This is a genomic window from Streptomyces echinatus, assembly GCF_014203595.1.
Lineage (GTDB): Bacteria > Actinomycetota > Actinomycetes > Streptomycetales > Streptomycetaceae > Streptomyces > Streptomyces echinatus.
The window spans coordinates 165,269-182,228 of the sequence record NZ_JACHJK010000014.1; the positions used below are offsets into that span (position 1 = coordinate 165,269).

Annotated in this window: 14 protein-coding genes; 8 read left to right on the top strand and 6 right to left on the bottom strand. The window is 72.4% G+C overall.

Annotation, left to right across the window (positions count from 1 at the left end):
- Window positions 1–60: 60 nt before the first annotated feature.
- The 5 genes from mgrA (at window position 61) to FHS34_RS32215 (ending at window position 3,895) form a co-directional block, all read left to right on the top strand.
- Window positions 61–1,104, top strand: a complete 1,044-nt coding sequence (gene mgrA, locus FHS34_RS32195; RefSeq protein ID WP_184972037.1) for an L-glyceraldehyde 3-phosphate reductase — start codon at window positions 61–63, stop codon at window positions 1,102–1,104.
- 124 nt (window positions 1,105–1,228) lie between these two features.
- Window positions 1,229–1,405 (top strand): hypothetical protein, encoded by a 177-nt coding sequence (locus FHS34_RS32200; RefSeq protein WP_184972039.1) that lies wholly within the window; start codon window positions 1,229–1,231, stop codon window positions 1,403–1,405.
- Between the two features lie 105 nt (window positions 1,406–1,510).
- A complete protein-coding gene (locus tag FHS34_RS32205) occupies window positions 1,511–1,996 on the top strand; it encodes a cation:proton antiporter regulatory subunit (RefSeq protein WP_184972041.1) in 486 nt (161 codons plus the stop codon).
- Between the two features lie 4 nt (window positions 1,997–2,000).
- The gene (locus FHS34_RS32210) at window positions 2,001–3,233 is read left to right on the top strand and encodes a cation:proton antiporter (RefSeq protein WP_184972043.1); all 1,233 of its coding nucleotides are present in this window, start codon (window positions 2,001–2,003) and stop codon (window positions 3,231–3,233) included.
- A gap of 41 nt (window positions 3,234–3,274) precedes the next feature.
- The gene (locus tag FHS34_RS32215) at window positions 3,275–3,895 is read left to right on the top strand and encodes a DedA family protein (RefSeq protein WP_184972045.1); all 621 of its coding nucleotides are present in this window, start codon (window positions 3,275–3,277) and stop codon (window positions 3,893–3,895) included.
- Between the two features lie 7 nt (window positions 3,896–3,902).
- Here FHS34_RS32215 and FHS34_RS32220 read toward each other — a convergent pair whose 3' ends face one another.
- Window positions 3,903–5,066, bottom strand: coding sequence for an ANTAR domain-containing protein (locus FHS34_RS32220; protein WP_184972048.1), 1,164 nt, complete (start codon window positions 5,064–5,066; stop codon window positions 3,903–3,905).
- 284 nt (window positions 5,067–5,350) lie between these two features.
- Between FHS34_RS32220 and sph the strand changes: the two genes are divergently transcribed.
- Complete coding sequence (sph, locus tag FHS34_RS32225) at window positions 5,351–6,376, top strand: sphingomyelin phosphodiesterase (RefSeq protein ID WP_184972050.1); 1,026 nt, start codon at window positions 5,351–5,353, stop codon at window positions 6,374–6,376.
- Here sph and FHS34_RS32230 read toward each other — a convergent pair.
- The 3 genes from FHS34_RS32230 to FHS34_RS32240 form a co-directional block, all read right to left on the bottom strand.
- The gene (locus tag FHS34_RS32230; protein ID WP_221509770.1) at window positions 6,373–8,121 is read right to left on the bottom strand and encodes an MFS transporter; all 1,749 of its coding nucleotides are present in this window, start codon (window positions 8,119–8,121) and stop codon (window positions 6,373–6,375) included. The two genes, sph and FHS34_RS32230, sit on opposite strands and share 4 nt — an antisense overlap.
- A 53-nt stretch (window positions 8,122–8,174) precedes the next feature.
- Window positions 8,175–8,411 (bottom strand): winged helix DNA-binding protein, encoded by a 237-nt coding sequence (locus tag FHS34_RS32235; RefSeq protein WP_184972052.1) that lies wholly within the window; start codon window positions 8,409–8,411, stop codon window positions 8,175–8,177.
- Between the two features lie 230 nt (window positions 8,412–8,641).
- Window positions 8,642–8,812, bottom strand: coding sequence for a hydrophobic protein (locus tag FHS34_RS32240; RefSeq protein WP_184972054.1), 171 nt, complete (start codon window positions 8,810–8,812; stop codon window positions 8,642–8,644).
- A gap of 158 nt (window positions 8,813–8,970) precedes the next feature.
- Between FHS34_RS32240 and FHS34_RS32245 the strand changes: the two genes are divergently transcribed.
- The gene (locus FHS34_RS32245) at window positions 8,971–9,144 is read left to right on the top strand and encodes a CsbD family protein (protein ID WP_184972056.1); all 174 of its coding nucleotides are present in this window, start codon (window positions 8,971–8,973) and stop codon (window positions 9,142–9,144) included.
- 240 nt (window positions 9,145–9,384) lie between these two features.
- Window positions 9,385–9,834: an ATP-binding protein gene (locus tag FHS34_RS32250; protein ID WP_184972058.1), complete on the top strand. Its 450-nt coding sequence runs from the start codon at window positions 9,385–9,387 to the stop codon at window positions 9,832–9,834.
- Between the two features lie 18 nt (window positions 9,835–9,852).
- On the opposite strand, the gene FHS34_RS32255 is transcribed toward FHS34_RS32250, so the two are convergent.
- A complete protein-coding gene (locus tag FHS34_RS32255) occupies window positions 9,853–12,285 on the bottom strand; it encodes a SpoIIE family protein phosphatase (RefSeq protein ID WP_184972060.1) in 2,433 nt (810 codons plus the stop codon).
- A 40-nt stretch (window positions 12,286–12,325) separates the two neighbouring features.
- A complete protein-coding gene (locus FHS34_RS32260) occupies window positions 12,326–16,591 on the bottom strand; it encodes a HAMP domain-containing protein (protein WP_184972062.1) in 4,266 nt (1,421 codons plus the stop codon).
- Window positions 16,592–16,960: the final 369 nt, after the last annotated feature.

Genomic DNA, 16,960 nt, shown 5'->3' on the forward strand with positions numbered 1-16,960 from the left:
TGGACGTGCCCGTGCGCACACGCAGGGGCACCCCCTACGGCACCACCCGGAGAAGACCCGATGACGTACGTCGCGGACCCCGCTCGCTACGACGGCACCATGCGCTACCGGCGCACCGGCCGTTCCGGGCTGGACCTGCCGGTCCTGTCCCTGGGCTACTGGCACAACTTCGGCGACGACCGCCCGTTCGAGGCCCAGCGGGAGATCGCGCTGCGCGCCTTCGACCTCGGGATCACCCACCACGACCTGGCCAACAACTACGGCCCCCCGTACGGCGCGGCCGAGAGCAACTTCGGACGGCTGCTCAGGAGCGACCTGGCGCCGTACCGCGACGAGCTGGTGATCTCCACCAAGGCCGGCTGGGACATGTGGCCCGGCCCCTACGGGCAGGGCGGCGGCTCCCGCAAGTACCTGCTCGCCTCGCTGGACCAGTCCCTCAGCCGGACGGGCCTGGACTACGTGGACATCTTCTACTCCCACCGGCTGGACGCGAGCACGCCCCTGGAGGAGACCATGGGCGCGCTCGACACCGCCGTCCGCCAGGGCAAGGCCCTCTACGTCGGCATCTCCTCCTACGACGCCGAGCGCACCCGGCAGGCCGCCGCGATCCTGCGCGACCTCGGCACCCCGCTGCTGATCCACCAGCCGTCGTACAGCATGCTCAACCGCTGGATCGAGACCGACGGCCTGCTGGAGGCGGCGCGGGAGGAGGGCTTCGGGGTCATCGGCTTCACGGCGCTCGCCCAGGGCCTGCTCACGGGCCGCTACCTGGAGGGTGTCCCGCAGGACTCGCGGGCCGCCCGGGGGACCTCGCTGGACGCCTCCTGGCTGACGGACGAGCTGCGGGGCCGGCTGCGCGCCCTGAACGACATCGCCGCCCGGCGCGGGCAGACGCTGGCCCAGCTGGCGCTGGCCTGGGCGCTGCGGGACGAGCGGGTGACGTCCCTCGTGATCGGCGCCTCCCGGGTCGAGCAGCTGGAGCAGAACGTCGCCGCGCTGGAGAACCTCGACTTCACCGGCGAGGAGCTGGCCGAGATCGACAAGCTCGCGACCGACGGCGGCGTGGACCTGTGGCGGGACGCCCGGCTGGGAAATCTCGGCTGACCCCCTGTCTTGTGACCCACGTCACAGACTTAAGGGAAAAGTAGGACATAATGGAAGCCATTCGGACAGCGTTGTCATCCCTTCCCCACGACAGCCCCAGCGACTTCGAGGAGCCGCTCACCGTATGGCGTACGGAGCCCACCGCAGTCCCCTTCTCCCTCCTCACCCGGACCTGAGCCTCGCTCGCGACTGCGAGCTGTGCCTCGGCTGGGGAACCGTCGTCACCCGCGACGGGGAGCACGAGCTGTGCCACGCGTGCCAGCCCGGCCCCGACGACGAGGACGTCACCTCCCGCTCATGACGCTCCCCCCTGCCCGCCCCGGGCTCCCGCGGACGATCACGGTCCCGCTAAGCTCCGGGTAATGGTTTCACCAAGAGATGTTCAAACCCGGGCAGGGGGGCGGCCATGAGCACCGCACGCACCAGCAGGACACCGTTGCCGGGCATCGGCGTCCGGTACGACCTGACGACCCGCGAGCACCGCCATGTGTCGGTGGTGGCCCACCGGGACGGCTCGCGCACGCTGAACGCCTACCGGCGCGACGATCCCGATGCCTGCGCTCTGTCGGTCCGCCTCACCGGACAGGAGGCGGAGGCCCTGGTGGACGCCCTGAAGCCGACCCACCACAGCCCCACCCTGCTGTCCACGACGGAACTGGGCCTGGTGGCCGAGCGGATCGAACTGTCCGGAACCTCGCACTGGAACGGTCGGCTGCTCGGCGACACCCGGATGCGGACCGAGACCGGCGTGTCCATCGTGGCCGTACTGCGCCGCGCGGAGGCGATCCCCTCCCCCGGCCCCGGCTTCCGGCTGGCCGGCGGGGACACCCTGATCGTCATCGGCACCCGCGAGGGTGTCGACGCGGCCGCCGCGATACTCGGGCGGGAGTGATCCGGTGCATTCCTCCGCGGTCTTCCTGATCGAGTTCGGCGCGATCATCCTGGGCCTGGGGCTGCTCGGGCGGCTCGCCGCCCGCCTGCGGTTCTCGCCCATACCGCTGTACCTGCTGGCGGGACTGGCCTTCGGCGAGGGCGGGCTGCTGCCGCTCGGGGCCAGCGAGGAGTTCGTCGCCATCGGCGCGGAGATCGGCGTGATCCTGCTGCTGCTCATGCTCGGCCTCGAATACACGGCCGGCGATCTGGTCTCCAACCTGAAGACCCAGTACCCGGCCGGGATCGTCGACGCCACCCTCAACGCCCTGCCCGGCGCCGCCATGGCCCTGCTGCTCGGCTGGGGCCCGATCGCCGCCGTCGTCCTGGCCGGCATCACCTGGATCTCCTCCTCCGGCGTCATCGCCAAGGTCCTCGGTGACCTGGGCCGGATCGGCAACCGGGAGACGCCGGTGATCCTCAGCATCCTGGTGCTGGAGGACCTGTCCATGGCGGTCTACCTGCCCGTCGTGACGGCCCTGCTGGCCGGGACCGGCTTCGCGGCGGGCAGCGTCACGCTGGCCATCGCGCTCGGGGTGGCGGGTCTGGTGCTGCTGGTGGCGGTGCGCTACGGCCGGCACATCTCCCGCTTCGTCTCCACCGACGACCCCGAGAAACTGCTGCTGGTGGTGCTCGGTCTGACGCTGCTCGTGGCCGGTGTCGCCCAGCAGCTGCAGGTCTCGGCCGCGGTCGGCGCCTTCCTCGTCGGGATCGCCCTGTCCGGCGAGGTCGCCGAGGGCGCCCACCACCTCCTCGCACCCCTGCGGGATTTGTTCGCGGCAGTGTTCTTCGTCTTCTTCGGCCTGCACACCGATCCGGCGAGCATCCCGCCCGTACTGCTGCCCGCGCTCGCCCTGGCCGTCGTCACCACCCTCACCAAGATCGCCACGGGCTACTGGGCCGCCCGCCGCGCGGGGATCTCGGCCAGGGGCCGGTGGCGGGCCGGCGGCACCCTGGTGGCCCGCGGCGAGTTCTCCATCGTCATCGCGGGACTCGCCGTCACCTCCGGCATCGATTCCGATCTCGGCCCGCTGGCCACCGCCTACGTGCTGATCCTGGTCGTCCTCGGCCCGCTGACGGCCCGGTACACCGAGCCGCTCGCCCGGCGGCTGACCGGCGGCGCTGACCGGCGTACGGCACCGGAGGCCGAGGCCGGCCACGACGCCGCCCAGGACCAGGCGCCGGCCGGCCGGACCTGAGCCCGGCCCGGCGTCCGGCGGCTCCGGCGTACGGTGGAGGCATGTCCCCTCCCCTCCCGGGACCGCTGGCCCCTCTGGAGCCACTGCTCGGCCACTACGGGTACTGGGCCGTCGGGGCGGTCGTCCTCGTGGAGGACTTCGGGGTCCCCGCGCCCGGCGAGACGATCCTCCTCGCGGCGGGCGTGTACGCGGGTGCGGGACGCCTGGACGTCGTGGCCGTGGCGGTCATCGCGTTCGCCGCCGCCGTGGCCGGGGACAACATCGGCTATGTGATCGGCCGGGCCGGCGGGCGGACCCTCGTCGACCGGTGGGGACGGTACGTCCTCCTGACGCCGAAGCGGTTCGCGACCGCCGAGCGGTTCTTCACCCGGCACGGCGGCAAGATCGTGTCGGTGGCGCGGTTCGTGGAGGGCCTGCGCCAGGCCAACGGCATCATCGCGGGCACGACCCGGATGCGCTGGCGCCGCTTCCTCGCCTTCAACGCCGTCGGCGCGGCCCTGTGGGTCGGCCTGTGGACCACCCTCGCCTATCTGGCGGGCAGCCACATCACCGCGGTGTACGACGAGATCAGGCGCTACCAGCTGTACGCCGTCATCACCGCGGCCCTCGTCGTCGCCGGGTTCGCCGTACGGCACCTGGTGCGACGGCGCCGCGAGCGCTGACCCCGCCTCAGCCGCCCGCCGGCCCGTGGGCGTGCAGATACTCCAGCGCGTCCTGCACCACGGTGCGCCGGTACCAGGACCGCCACGCCGCCAGGTCCCGGGCGAGGGAGTCGAGGGCGGCCGCCTCGCCCGCGGCGAGCCAGGCACCGGGCTCGGACCGGTGCACACAGATCACGCCGCTGCACCCGCCGTCCTCCGTGACCATCGGCGTGGCGTACAGGGCGCGGCTGCCCGCCGCGAGGGCCGCACGGCCGACGGCGTGCCCCGCCAGCTCCGGGTCGGCGGCCACGTCGGGGACGGTCACCGGCCGGCCCGCGGCCCGCGCCCGCGCACAGACCGCGGGCGGCCCGGTGACCAGGGCGAGGCAGTCGCGGTAGGCCGCGTCCAGGCCGTGGTGGGCCTCCATCAGGAGCGCCTCGTCCTGCACGGCGTCGCTCAGATGGATCTCCGCCGCGTCCGCGTCCGCCAGCGTCACCGCCGCGTACACGGTGGCCTTCAGCATCTGGCGGCGGTCGCGCGGATCCGCCGCTTCCGCGAACTCCAGGGCGCCGAAGGGCGGCGCGGTGTGCCGGCGCCCCGGGAACCACTCCCGCGCCGTCCGCGGCGGCGGAGCGGTCACCACCGCCGAGGCCAGCAGCCGCAGCGGCACGTTGTGGTGCTGGGATCCCGCCCGCAGCAGGGCGAAGGCGGCGGCGGGGCCGGGCAGACCGTAACGGGCGATGAGGATGCCCTGGGCGATGCCGATGATGCCGCTGGTGCGGGCCTTGGCGCGGAGCCCGAACAGCTCGCCGGACGTCTCCTCGGCCCCGTACTCCCGGGCCGGGGCCACCGCCGCGGGGCTGTCGGCGCACACGGTGGCGAGAGCGCCCTCCAGGCTCGGGAACAGCAGGATGCCCGGCAGCGGTGTCCGCGTGAGCGCACCGCGGACCTGAGGCGTGGCGCCGGTGACCAGGACGGGGCCGGCGGTGCGGTGCCGGGTGTGGGCGGCCAGGGTGTCGACCGCCGCGCTGCTCAGCCGGCTCACACCGGACATGTCCAGGACGAGCCGCAGACCGCCTTCGTCGGCCCGCCGCAGCCGCAGACCGAGTTCGCGCCCGAGATCACCGGCGCCGAGCGCGTCGATGCTCCCCGTCAGCCGCAGCACCACCGCCCGCTCGGCCACCGGCTGCATGGACGCCCTGCCACCTCGCTCCACACCTCCACCTTGTTCCCCGGCACCGCCGCAAGGCAAGCAGCCGCATCGGCGGGTCGGATCGGTCGCGTGTCGGGGTGGTGGGCGCCGGTCCGGAAGGAGCAGACTGGAAAACAGACCGGCCATCATGGCCTGGGTCCGGGCTCCCCCGGTTCGGAGAAGTGCTGGGGGAGCTTCGTCGATCTCCGGACCCCCCTGTTCCTCCGCTGGACGCCATCCGATGCGCTCCTGGGTGTTACCTGCGGGTAATTCCGGATGGTTTGATGTGCGGCGCCACTCAGCCCCTTCATCGACAGGGAGATCCAGTGACGCCCTTTCGCCCGCGCCGCGCCCTCGCCGCGGCCGTGCTCGCCCTCGCCCTGCCCACGGCGGCGCTCGCCGGTCCGGCACCGGCCGCCGCTGCCGAACCGGCACCGGCGCTGCGGGTCCTGACCTACAACGTCTTCCTCATGAGCCGGAACCTCTACCCGAACTGGGGGCAGGACCACCGGGCCGCGGAGATACCCAAGGCGTCCTTCTTCCAGGGCAACGACGTGGTGGTGCTGCAGGAGGCGTTCGACAACTCCTCCTCGGACGCGCTGAAGCGCGCGGCGGCGGCCCAGTACCCGTACCAGACACCGGTGGTGGGGCGCGGCCGCGACGGCTGGAACGCCACCGGCGGGGCGTACTCCTCCACCACGCCCGAGGACGGCGGGGTCACCGTGCTGAGCAAGTGGCCGGTCCTGCACAAGGAGCAGTACGTCTACAAGGACGCGTGCGGCTCCGACTGGTGGTCCAACAAGGGGTTCGCGTACGTGGTGCTGGACGTCGGCGGCGCCAGGGTGCACGTCGTCGGCACGCACACGCAGTCCACGGACTCCGGCTGCGGTGCGGGCGAGGCGGCGCGGGACCGCAGCCGGCAGTTCAAGGCGATCGACGCCTTCCTGGACGCGAAGAACATCCCCGCGGACGAGGAGGTCCTGGTCGCGGGTGACCTCAACGTCGACTCGCGCGGCGGCGAGTACGCCTCGATGCTCGCCGACGCGGGCCTGGCCGGCGCGGACGCCCGCACCGGGCACCCGTACTCGTTCGACACGCAGGAGAACTCCGTCGCCCGCTACCGCTATCCGGACGATCCGCGCGAGGACCTGGACTACGTCCTCGCCCGCGCGGGGCACGCCCGCCCGGCGCGCTGGCACAACGAGGTCGTCCAGGAGCGGTCGGCCCCCTGGACCGTGAGCAGCTGGGGTACGTCGTACACGTACACCGACCTCTCGGACCACTATCCGCTGCGGGCGTACGCCGGCTAGCGCGAGGTGCGTGTGGGCCGGTCCTCGGCGGCCGGGGCCGGTCCACGGGTCGGGGGACCGTCGGCGGCGCGTTCGTGACGGCCCCGCAGCGCCGAGGCCAGCGCGGACACCAGGGCCATCCCGGCGGCGACGCCGAAGACGATGCTCAGCCCGTGGTGGAACGGGCCGGAGACGAGTGCCGGGAAGAAGCCGTGCCCGGTCAGGGTGGCGCGCTGGGTCTCGGTCAGGTGGGCCGACGCGCCGCCCAGCAGATGGCCGACGGGGTTGTCGCCCAGGAACGTCGCGAACAGGGTGCTGACGGGCGGCAGCGAGGCCACTTCGTGGGCGGTCGAAGCGGGCACGCCGTGCGCCCGGAGCCCGTCGGCGAGCGTCGACGGCAGGGAGGAGGCCAGGCCGGAGACCATCAGGGAGAAGAAGACGCCGATGGACAGGGCCGTGCCGGAGTTCTGGAAGGTGGAGCGCATGCCGGAGGCGACGCCCCGGTACCGGGCGGGCACGCTGCCCATGACCGACGAGGTGTTGGGCGCGGAGAACATGCCCTGGCCCAGGCCGCTGAGCAGCAGCAGCGCGGCGAAGGCGGTGTAGTCGAAGTCCACCGGCAGCGCGAGCAGTCCGACGAAGGAGGCGGCGACGAGGACCAGTCCGGCGGTGGAGAAGAGCCGGGCGCCGAACCGGTCGGACAGGTAGCCGGAGACGGGCCCGGCGATCAGGAAGCCGAGGGTGAGCGGCAGCATGAAGACACCGGCCCACAACGGGGTGTCCTCGAAGTCGTAGCCGTGCAGGGGCAGCCAGATGCCCTGCAGCCAGATGATGAGCATGAACTGCAGCCCGCCCCGGGCCACGGCGGTGAGCAGGGCCGCCAGGTTGCCCGCGGCGAACGCCCGCACCTTGAACAGGGACAGGCGGAACATCGGCTCGGCGACCCGGGTCTCGACGACGCAGAACACCAGCAGCAGGAAGGCGCCGCCGGACAGGCCGCCGAGCACCCAGGGGTTGGTCCATCCGGTGGGCCGGCCGCCGTAGGGCTGGATGCCGTAGGTGATGCCGGCGAGCAGGATGCCCGCGCCGGAGGCGAAGGTGAGGTTGCCGAGCCAGTCGATGCGGCCGCGCGCGCCGGCCGTGGTCTCCCTGAGGCTCAGATACGACCAGACGGTGCCGGTGACGCTGACCGGGACGCTCACCCAGAACACCGCCCGCCAGTCGACGGCGGCGAGCAGACCGCCGGCGAGGAGACCGAGGAACTGGCCGGCGAGAGCGGTGATCTGGTTGATGCCGAGGGCCATGCCGCGCTGGCGGGCCGGGAAGGCGTCGGTGAGGATGGCGGCCGAGTTGGCGGTGAGCATGGAGCCGCCGAAGGCCTGCACGACGCGCCACAGGATCAGCCAGAGCGCGCCCGCGCCGCCCCGGAACGGGTCGAGGGACAGGGCGACGGAGGCGGCCGCGAAGACGAGGAAGCCCAGGTTGTAGATCCGCACCCGGCCGAACATGTCGCCGAGCCGGCCGAGGACGACGACCAGCACGGCCGAGACCAGCAGATAGCCGAGGATCATCCACAGCAGGTAGCCGATGTTGCCGGGCGCGAGCGGGTCGAGTCCGATGCCGCGGAAGATCGCGGGCAGCGAGATGATCACGATGGAGGCGTCCATCGTGGCGATCAGCACGCCGAGGGTGGTGTTGGACAGGGCGACCCACTTGTAGCCGGGTCCCGGGGGTGTGTCGCTCAGGCGGGCCGAGTGGGCGCGCAGCCGGGCCCGGAGTCCTCCGGCGGCCGGATCCCGGGAGGCGCGTGCCCGGCCGGTCACCGGGCCTCCGCCGATCGGCCGAGCGGGGGCACGACGTCGTGCGGGGCCTGCCGTGCCCGCGGAGTGCAGTCGTGCAGGGCCCGGGCGAGGCGGCTGGCGGACCCGGATCGGCGTTGTTCCGGCACGGCCCGGCCCTCCTCGGTGACGGTCACGACGGCCCGGCGCCCGCCGGTGGGGTCCGGGCCGCGGCTCACCGGCCCGCGGTGCGTGAGTGCGGCGAGCGTACTGGCCATGGCCCGCGGTCGCACCCGCTCCGGAGCCGGCCCGTGGCCGGTCGCACCCGCTCCGGAGCCGGCCCGTGGCCGGCCGTGGCGCGCCCGCGAGTGCGGTGGTGTCCCTGTCCGCTCACGGTAGGTTCATCAGTCTGGACTGTTCAACCAAGACTGGGCAATGCCGGGGTCGGGACACACGGGCGCGGGCCCCGGCCGTACGGCCGGGGCCCGCGGAGCCTTCGGTGGCGTGCCTACCAGCGATACCAGCGGCCGCGCCGGCCTCCGGTTCCTGCCGGGCGGACGACGAAGCCCACCAGCCACAGCACGAGCACAATGACCGCGATCCACCACAGCGCCTTCAGGGCGAAGCCCGCCCCGAAAAGAATCAGGGCCAGCAGCAGAACCAGAAGCAAAGGAACCATGTCTGTCCACCTCCGCAGTGGCGGGTGCCCGCCAATTCCGTGATCAGCCCTCGTGGTTTTCCGGCGGTGCCCGGTCCGGAATTCCTGGTTTGGCCGGCGCGGGAGCGGTAATCCGGATGTCGACCAGAGACCGCGTCGATGTTGGGATGTGACACGCGATGGCTGGCAACAAGAAGGCCAAGGGCAAGGTCGAGCAGGCCAAGGGCAAGGCCAAGGAGGCCGTGGGACGCACGATCGGAAACGAGCGCATGGAGGCCGAGGGCCGCATGGAAGGTGCTCGGGGAGACGCCCGGCAGGCCAAGGAGAAGGCGAAGGACGTCTTCAAGCACTGAGGCTGTGCCGATTCGTCCCGGGAACGGGTCCGGAAATCCAGCGGAAGCGGATTTCCGGACCCGTTCCGCTGTGTGCCCGCCGTGCCCGCACCACTGCCCAGCAGGCGTTCGTGCGCATCCGGAGGATTCCTCGCGGACGTCCCCTTGACCGGCCGTCCGGCGGGTAGCCGAGCAGGGGACGGCACGACCCCCCTGTGCACAGGAAGGGACCCCGACCCCAGAGGAAAAGGGCAACGAGGTATGGACATCCCGCTCAGGACCCACGCGATGACGCAGGGCCGCCCGGCCCTCCTGCGCTACAGCCGCACCTGGGACACCGGCGTATCCAGCATCGCCGAGGCGAGAGACGCCGTCGCCGCGCTGCTCGCCCGGGCACGCCCGGTACCGGGGCGGCGCCCGGTGCAGGATGCCCAGCTCGTCGTCAGCGAACTCGTCACCAACGCGGCCAAGCACGCGCCCGGCCCGTGTGCGCTGAGCCTGGAGCTGCTGTCCGACGCGACGGCCCTGCGCATCACCGTCACGGACACCTCCCCGGAGCCGCCGCGCCGGCGCCCTCCCGACCCCCGGCGGATCGGGGGGCACGGACTGCATCTCGTGACGATGCTCTGCCGCGGCTGGGAGGTGACCTGGCTGTCCCACGGCAAGCGGGTCACCGCGACCGTGCCGCTCACCCCCGCGACAGCGGGCTGAGCGGCCGGACGGAAGGCGTCAGGCGACCCTGATGCCGACGATGCAGGTGTCGTCGTCGGTGTCCGACCTGCTGAAGGTGAGCAGCCGGTCCAGTTGCTGGTCCAGCGTGCTGGGCGCGGCCCGCGCGGTGTCCAGGAGGTGAGTCAGTGACTCCTCCACGGAGCGGTCCCGGCGCTCGATCAGACCGTCGGTGTACATCAGCAGGGTGTCCCCCGCGGCCAGCTGCACTTCCGTCTCCTCGTACCGCGCCTCCGGCACGGCGCCCAGCAGCAGCCCCTTGACCGGGGGCAGCGCGGTGGCGTCCGGCTGGCGCACCAGCACCGGCGGCAGATGACCGGCCCGGGCCCAGCGCAGGATCCGCCGCTCGCCGTCGTACAGACCGCACACGGCGGTCGCGGTGACGGCGCCGGTCAGATGGTGGGCGACGATGTTCAGCCAGGACAGCAGCTGTGCCGGGCCGGCCCCGGTCACCGCGAGGCCGCGCAGCGCGTTGCGCAGCACGACCATGCTGGTCGCCGCCTCTATGCCGTGCCCGGCGACGTCGCCCACGCACAGCAGGACCAGCCCGGAGGGCAGCACCACGGCGTCGTACCAGTCACCGCCGACGAGGTGTTCGGTCTCGGCCGGCCGGTAGCGCACCGCCACCTGGAGGCCGGGCACCCGCAGCGGGGCCTGGGCCGGGGGCATGATGGCGTGCTGGAGCTGGAGGGCCAGCCGGTTGCGCTCCGCGGCCTGCTGCTCGGTGTGGGCGAGCTGGTCACGCGTGGCGGCCAGGGCGACCTCGGTCCAGTGCTGGGCGGAGATGTCCTGGTAGGCGCCGCGGAGGACGAAGAGCTGCCCGTCGGTGTCGAGCACGGGTTCGGCGACCACCCGCATGTGCCGGGTCACGCCGTCCGGGCGCAGCAGCCGGAACGCGGCGGAGGCGGGCCTGCGGTGGTGCAGCAGGGTGCGCAGGAAGCGGCCGAGGGTGACGGCGTCGTCGGGGTGGGCGTGGGCCGGCAGTTCCTGCAGGGGGACCGGGGGGCTGCTGACCGGGCGGCCGTAGAGACCGAACAGCTGGCCGTTCCAGGTGATCTCGCCGGTGAGCAGGTTCTCCTCGAAGCCGCCGATCCGCCCCAGCCGCTGGGCGTTCTGGAGCAGGCTGGCCAGGCGTGCCGTCTCGTCCTCGATGCGCCAGATCAGCAGCACGGCGCCGCCGTGCCGGCTGACGCTGATGTCGGCGACGGCGGACAGCGGCACCTGGTCGACCAGCGCGGTCAGCCGCATCCGGTGGGCGCGGAACGGCTCCCCGGTGGCATAGACCCGCTCCACGCGCTGGAACAGCTCGCCTGTACCGGCCGCCATCGGGTAGGCCTCCAGCAGCAGGGCGCCGCCCACGACGGCCCGGGGCCGGCCCGCGGGGTCGAGGAAGCGGCTGTTGACGTGCTGGATGCGGAAGTCGACCAGCAGCCCCGCGTCGTCCAGGTGCGGCACGAGCACCAGGGCCGGGTCGTGCAGCCCGTCGGCCAGGTCCATCAGTTCGACCACGTCGGGCAGCACCCCCGGCTCCGGCCCGGTGGCGGCCGGCGGCGTGAGGGTCTCCAGGGTGTGCGCGCACAGCTCGGCGAGTGCCTCCACCTGCCGGACGACGGGGCGCGGCAGCGGTCCCTCCGGCTTGGGCCAGGCGATCTCCAGGACGCCGTGGATCCGGCCGCCCGTGCCGGACGGTACGGCGATCCGGGCGCCGTCGGCGTACTCGCGCCGGCCGATGGTGGGCAGCCCGGACTCGGCGAGCGAGGGCAGCCACTGGCCGTCGGGCTCGGTCAGGCCCCGCCGGGCCACCGTCGCCACGTCGGGCGGCACATAACGCCAGCGGGCCGCCTCGCCCGGTGGGAAGCCGGCGCTGCCGGCGAGGGTCAGCGAGCCGTCCGGGCCGACCGACCAGATGGCCACGGCGACCGCGCCGAGCGGGCGCAGGGCGTGCGCGAGCAGCGAGTCGGCCATCGTCTGGGTGTCGGGCGCGGCCAGTACGCCGCTCTCGGCGGCGCGCAGCCGTACGGCGGCGGACTCCTCGACCGGCCCGGCCTCGTCCGCGGCCACGGACAGGAACGCCTCGGTGATCTCCGAGACGCGGTCCCGGGCCGCCTGGTTGATGACGTCCACCGCGAACTCCAGCGGGGTCACCTGCGCCTGCTCGGTCAGTTCGGCGAGCTGGCGGGCGGCCTGGGCCGGGCCGCAGCCCAGCCGCTCGACGAGGATGCCCTTGGCCAGTTCGATCAGCGCCCGGCCCTCGGCCTCGGCCTGCGCCACGCGTACCTCCCGGCGCAGCCGTTCCACCGTGGCGGCGAGCCGGCCCACCGGGGTGGTGGCGGGCGCGTCGGGCAGCACGGCTCCGGCGGACGGCAGCCGCTCGGGCGGGCCGGCCGGCGCGTCGAGTCCGGCGGGCGGTTCATGGGTGGTCACCGGGTCCATACTCCTCGGCCTGCGGACGGGCGGGCGTGCTGTGCCGGGCTCATGCGGGGAGCCAGCGCCGGACACAGGCGATGAGGTCGTGCGTGTCGACGGGTTTCGTGACGTAGTCGCTGGCCCCGGAGGCGAGGCTCTTCTCCCGGTCGCCCTGCATGGCCTTGGCCGTGACGGCGATGACCGGGAGCCCGGCGTACCGCGGCATCTTGCGGATCTCGGCCGTGGCCGTGTAGCCGTCCATCTCGGGCATCATCACGTCCATCAGGACGAGTTCGACGTCCGGGTTGTTCACCAGCGTCTCGATGCCCTTGCGGCCGTTCTCCGCGTGCAGGACACGGAATCCGTGCAGTTCGAGGATACCGCTGAGCGCGAACAGGTTCCGGGCGTCGTCGTCGACGACGAGGACGGTCCGGCCGCGGGTGTGCTCGTCGATCAGGTGCGGTGCGGTGCGCGGGAGTTCGTCGCCGCGGACCAGGGTGAGCACCTCGCCGGGCTCCTCGGCCGACAGGTGCAGCGCGATCCGTTCGCGCAGATCGTCCAGGCTGAACAGGTACTCCAGCGAACCGCCCGCGGTGTCCTCGGAGGCCGGCTCGGTGCGCTGCGAGCCGTGCACCAGCACCGGGACGCTGGTCAGGGCCGAGTCGCCGCGCAGGGCCTCCAGGAAGCGGGCCGACTCCCCGTCGGGCATGCCGAGTTCCACGACGACACAGTGGCAGGGTTCGGCGGCGAGGGCGCCGGCGGCCTCCTGGGCGCCGACCGCGGTGATGATGTCGACGGGTGTGCCGGTGCCGTCGGCGCGGGCGTGCTCCAGGTCCCGGACCACGCTCTCGGCGACCAGGGTGAGCAGTCCGCGCGGACGCTCCTCGACCACGAGCAGGCGGCGCGGGCGCTCCCGCCTCGCGGTGGCCGCCGGCAGCTCCTTGGGCAGCGCCTGCCCGGGAGGACCGTCGGTCCGGTCCCGTTCGTCCGTCGGGACGGCGGGGCGTCCGCCGCGCACGTGTTCCTCGAAGTCCGGGCGGGAGACGGGCAGGTAGAGGGTGAAGGTGCTGCCCTTGCCTGGGGTGCTGTCCACGGTGACGGCGCCGCCGAGCAGGTGGGCGATCTCGCGGGTGATGGACAGGCCGAGCCCGGTGCCGCCGTACTTGCGGCTCGTGGTGCCGTCCGCCTGCTGGAACGCGCCGAAGATGGTCTCCAGCTGCTGTTCGGGGATGCCGATGCCGGTGTCCTTCACCCGGAACGCGACGATCGCGCCGCCCCGCACGACGCCGCCGGGCACATCACCGTCGGCGGCGGGTTCGACACGCAGTTCGACGCCGCCCTGCTCGGTGAACTTCACCGCGTTGGACAGCAGGTTGCGCAGGATCTGCCGGAGCCTTGAGTCGTCGGTGAGCAGGTCGGCGGGGGCGCCGGGGGCCGTGGTGATGGTGAAGTCGAGGCTCTTCTGCGAGGTCATCGGCTGGAAGGTGGCCTCGACGTACTCGATCAGCTGGCGCAGCGGGACCCGCTCCGGCGTGACGTCCATCTTGCCGGCCTCGACCTTGGACAGGTCCAGGATGTCGTTGATCAGCTGGAGCAGGTCCGAGCCGGCGGAGTGGATGATGCCCGCGTACTCGACCTGCTTCGGGGTGAGGTTGCGGGAGGGGTTCTGGGCCAGCAGCTGGGCCAGGATGAGCAGGCTGTTGAGCGGGGTGCGCAGCTCGTGGCTCATGTTGGCGAGGAACTCGGACTTGTACTTGGAGGCGAGCGACAGCTGCTGGGCACGCGCCTCCAGTTCCTGCCGGGCCTGTTCGATCTGCAGGTTCTTCGCCTCGATGTCCCGGTTCTGGTCCGCGAGCAGGGAGGCCTTGTCCTCCAGTTCGGCGTTGGACTGCTGGAGTTCCTCCTGCCGGGCCTGCAACTCGGCGGAGCGGGACTGCAGTTCGCTGGTGAGGCGCTGCGACTCCTGGAGCAGTTCGTCGGTGCGGGCGTTGGCGACGATGGTGTTGACGTTGACGCCGATGGTGTCGACCAGCTGCTGGAGGAAGTCCCGGTGGATCGCGGTGAACGGGGTGACGGAGGCCAGCTCGATGACGCCGAGGACCTGGTCCTCGAAGACGATGGGCAGCAGCAGCAGTGCGGTCGGCTCGATCTGTCCGAGCCCGGAGGAGATGGTGACGTATCCGGCCGGCAGCCGGTCGACGGCGACGGTGCGGCGGCTGCGCGCGGTCTGGCCGACCAGGGAGCGGCCGAACGGGATACGGACGGGCCGCGGGTCCTCCTCGGGCCGGCCGTAGGCGCCGACGAGCCGCAGCTCGGGCCCGGACGCGCCCTCCTCGGCGAGGTAGAAGGCGCCGTACTGGGCGGACACCTGCGGCACCAGCTCGTCCATGATGAGCTCGGCGACGACGGGCAGGTCGCGGTGGCCCTGCATCAGGCCGGAGATCCGGGCGAGGTTGGTCTTGAGCCAGTCCTGTTCCTGGTTGGCCCGGGTGGTCTCGCGCAGGGACCCCACCATCGAGTTGATGTTGTCCTTGAGGTCGGCGACCTCGCCGGAGGCGTCGACGGTGATGGACCGGGTCAGGTCGCCCTCGGCGACGGCGCTGGCCACGTCGGCGATGGCGCGGACCTGCCGGGTGAGGTTGCCGGCGAGTTCGTTGACGTTCTCCGTGAGCCGCTTCCAGGTGCCGGAGACGCCCTCGACCTCGGCCTGGCCGCCGAGCCGGCCCTCGGTGCCCACCTCACGGGCGACGCGGGTCACCTCGTCGGCGAAGGCGGAGAGCTGGTCGACCATCGTGTTGATGGTGGTCTTGAGTTCGAGGATCTCGCCCCGGGCGTCGACGTCGATCTTCTTCGACAGGTCGCCCCTGGCCACGGCCGTGGTCACCAGCGCGATGTTGCGCACCTGGCCGGTGAGGTTGTTGGCCATGGAGTTGACGTTGTCGGTGAGGTCCTTCCAGGTGCCGGCCACGTTGGGCACGTGCGCCTGGCCGCCGAGCCGGCCCTCGGTGCCCACCTCGCGGGCCACCCGGGTCACCTCGTCCGCGAACGCCGAGAGCGTGTCGACCATGGTGTTGATGACGTCGGCGAGGGCGGCGACCTCGCCCTTGGCCTCGACGGTGATCTTCTGCGAGAGGTCGCCCTTGGCGACGGCGGTGGCGACCTGCGCGATGGAGCGGACCTGGCCGGTGAGGTTGGAGGCCATCACGTTGACGTTGTCGGTGAGGTCCTTCCAGGTGCCGGCGACGCCGCGGACCTGTGCCTGGCCGCCGAGCCGGCCCTCGGTGCCCACCTCCCGGGCCACCCGGGTCACCTCGTCCGCGAAGCCCGACAGCTGGTCCACCATCGTGTTGATGGTGCTCTTCAGCTCCAGGATCTCGCCCCGCGCGTCCACCGTGATCTTCTGCGACAGATCACCCTGCGCCACCGCGGTGGCCACCTGGGCCACGTTGCGCACCTGCGCCGTCAGGTTCCCGGCCATGAAATTGACCGAGTCCGTCAGGTCCCGCCAGGTGCCCTTGACGCCCTTGACGTCCGCCTGGCCGCCGAGCCGGCCCTCGGTGCCCACCTCCCGGGCCACCCGGGTCACCTCGTCCGCGAACGCCGACAGCTGGTCCACCATCGTGTTGATGGTGCTCTTCAGCTCCAGGATCTCGCCCCGCGCGTCCACCGTGATCTTCTGCGACAGATCACCCTGCGCCACCGCGGTCGTCACCTGGGCCACGTTGCGCACCTGCGCCGTCAGGTTCCCGGCCATGAAATTGACCGAGTCCGTCAGGTCCCGCCAGACACCGGCGACCCCGGGCACCTGCGCCTGACCACCCAGGCGGCCTTCGGTGCCCACCTCGCGCGCCACGCGCGTCACCTCGTCGGCGAACGCGGACAGCTGGTCGACCATCGTGTTGACGGTCTCCTTCAGCTGGAGGATCTCGCCGCGCGCGGGCACGTCGATCTTCTGCGACAGGTCGCCCTTGGCCACGGCGGTGGCGACCTGCGCGATGTCGCGGACCTGTGTGGTGAGGTTGCCCGCCATCGCGTTGACCGAGTCGGTCAGGTCGGCCCAAGTGCCGGAGACGCCCGGCACCTGCGCCTGCCCGCCGAGGGTGCCCTCCGTGCCCACCTCGCGCGCCACGCGGGTGACTTCCGAGGTGAATACGGACAACTGATCGACCATGCCGTTGAAGACGGTGGCGATGTCCCCCATGAGTCCGGTGGAGTCGTCCGGCAGCCGCGTGCCGAAGTCCCCGTCACGCACCGCGGTCAGGCCCGCGAGCAGTCTTCTCAGTTCGTGGTCACCCGGGACGGCCTCGGTCGTCCCGGTCGCCTTGCCGGCCATGCGCACCCTCGATCCGCTCCCCAAGAGCCCCCGCGCCGGAAGCTCGGAACCGCGGCCGGGGGCTGTGGGCCGCCCGACCGTTGGTGTGTGCATTTCCGCAGTTCACGGATTTGCATGATGAGAAAATACGCCGCAGGTTAACCCACCTTCGCAGGCTTGGACAAAGCAATCGGCCAACCCTCGGAGGTCGGGGAACCACCCCGTCCAGGACCGGTGTGAGGTCGCGTCAACGGGGTACCCGTCTCGATTTGTTCCATCGGCTCCCTCCCCCGTGCGGCCGAGCGCTCGATACGCCGGCCGGACGCGCGCCGCCCGGGAGAGCCGGCGGGGCCGTTTCGGACGCGCGGAGCGGGGGGACCCGTGCCAGGC

Excerpts from the sequence above, each read along its gene's own strand:
- FHS34_RS32220 (WP_184972048.1), bottom strand. The coding sequence starts at position 5,066 with ATGCAGCCGGTGGCCGAGCGGGCGGTGGTGCTGCGGCTGACGGGGAGC.
- FHS34_RS32250 (WP_184972058.1), top strand. The coding sequence starts at position 9,385 with ATGGACATCCCGCTCAGGACCCACGCGATGACGCAGGGCCGCCCGGCC.
- FHS34_RS32245 (WP_184972056.1), top strand. The coding sequence starts at position 8,971 with ATGGCTGGCAACAAGAAGGCCAAGGGCAAGGTCGAGCAGGCCAAGGGC.
- FHS34_RS32200 (WP_184972039.1), top strand. The coding sequence starts at position 1,229 with ATGGCGTACGGAGCCCACCGCAGTCCCCTTCTCCCTCCTCACCCGGAC.
- FHS34_RS32205 (WP_184972041.1), top strand. The coding sequence starts at position 1,511 with ATGAGCACCGCACGCACCAGCAGGACACCGTTGCCGGGCATCGGCGTC.
- sph (WP_184972050.1), top strand. The coding sequence starts at position 5,351 with ATGTGCGGCGCCACTCAGCCCCTTCATCGACAGGGAGATCCAGTGACG.
- FHS34_RS32215 (WP_184972045.1), top strand. The coding sequence starts at position 3,275 with ATGTCCCCTCCCCTCCCGGGACCGCTGGCCCCTCTGGAGCCACTGCTC.
- FHS34_RS32240 (WP_184972054.1), bottom strand. The coding sequence starts at position 8,812 with ATGGTTCCTTTGCTTCTGGTTCTGCTGCTGGCCCTGATTCTTTTCGGG.
- mgrA (WP_184972037.1), top strand. The coding sequence starts at position 61 with ATGACGTACGTCGCGGACCCCGCTCGCTACGACGGCACCATGCGCTAC.
- FHS34_RS32260 (WP_184972062.1), bottom strand. The coding sequence starts at position 16,591 with ATGGCCGGCAAGGCGACCGGGACGACCGAGGCCGTCCCGGGTGACCAC.
- FHS34_RS32255 (WP_184972060.1), bottom strand. The coding sequence starts at position 12,285 with ATGGACCCGGTGACCACCCATGAACCGCCCGCCGGACTCGACGCGCCG.
- FHS34_RS32235 (WP_184972052.1), bottom strand. The coding sequence starts at position 8,411 with ATGGCCAGTACGCTCGCCGCACTCACGCACCGCGGGCCGGTGAGCCGC.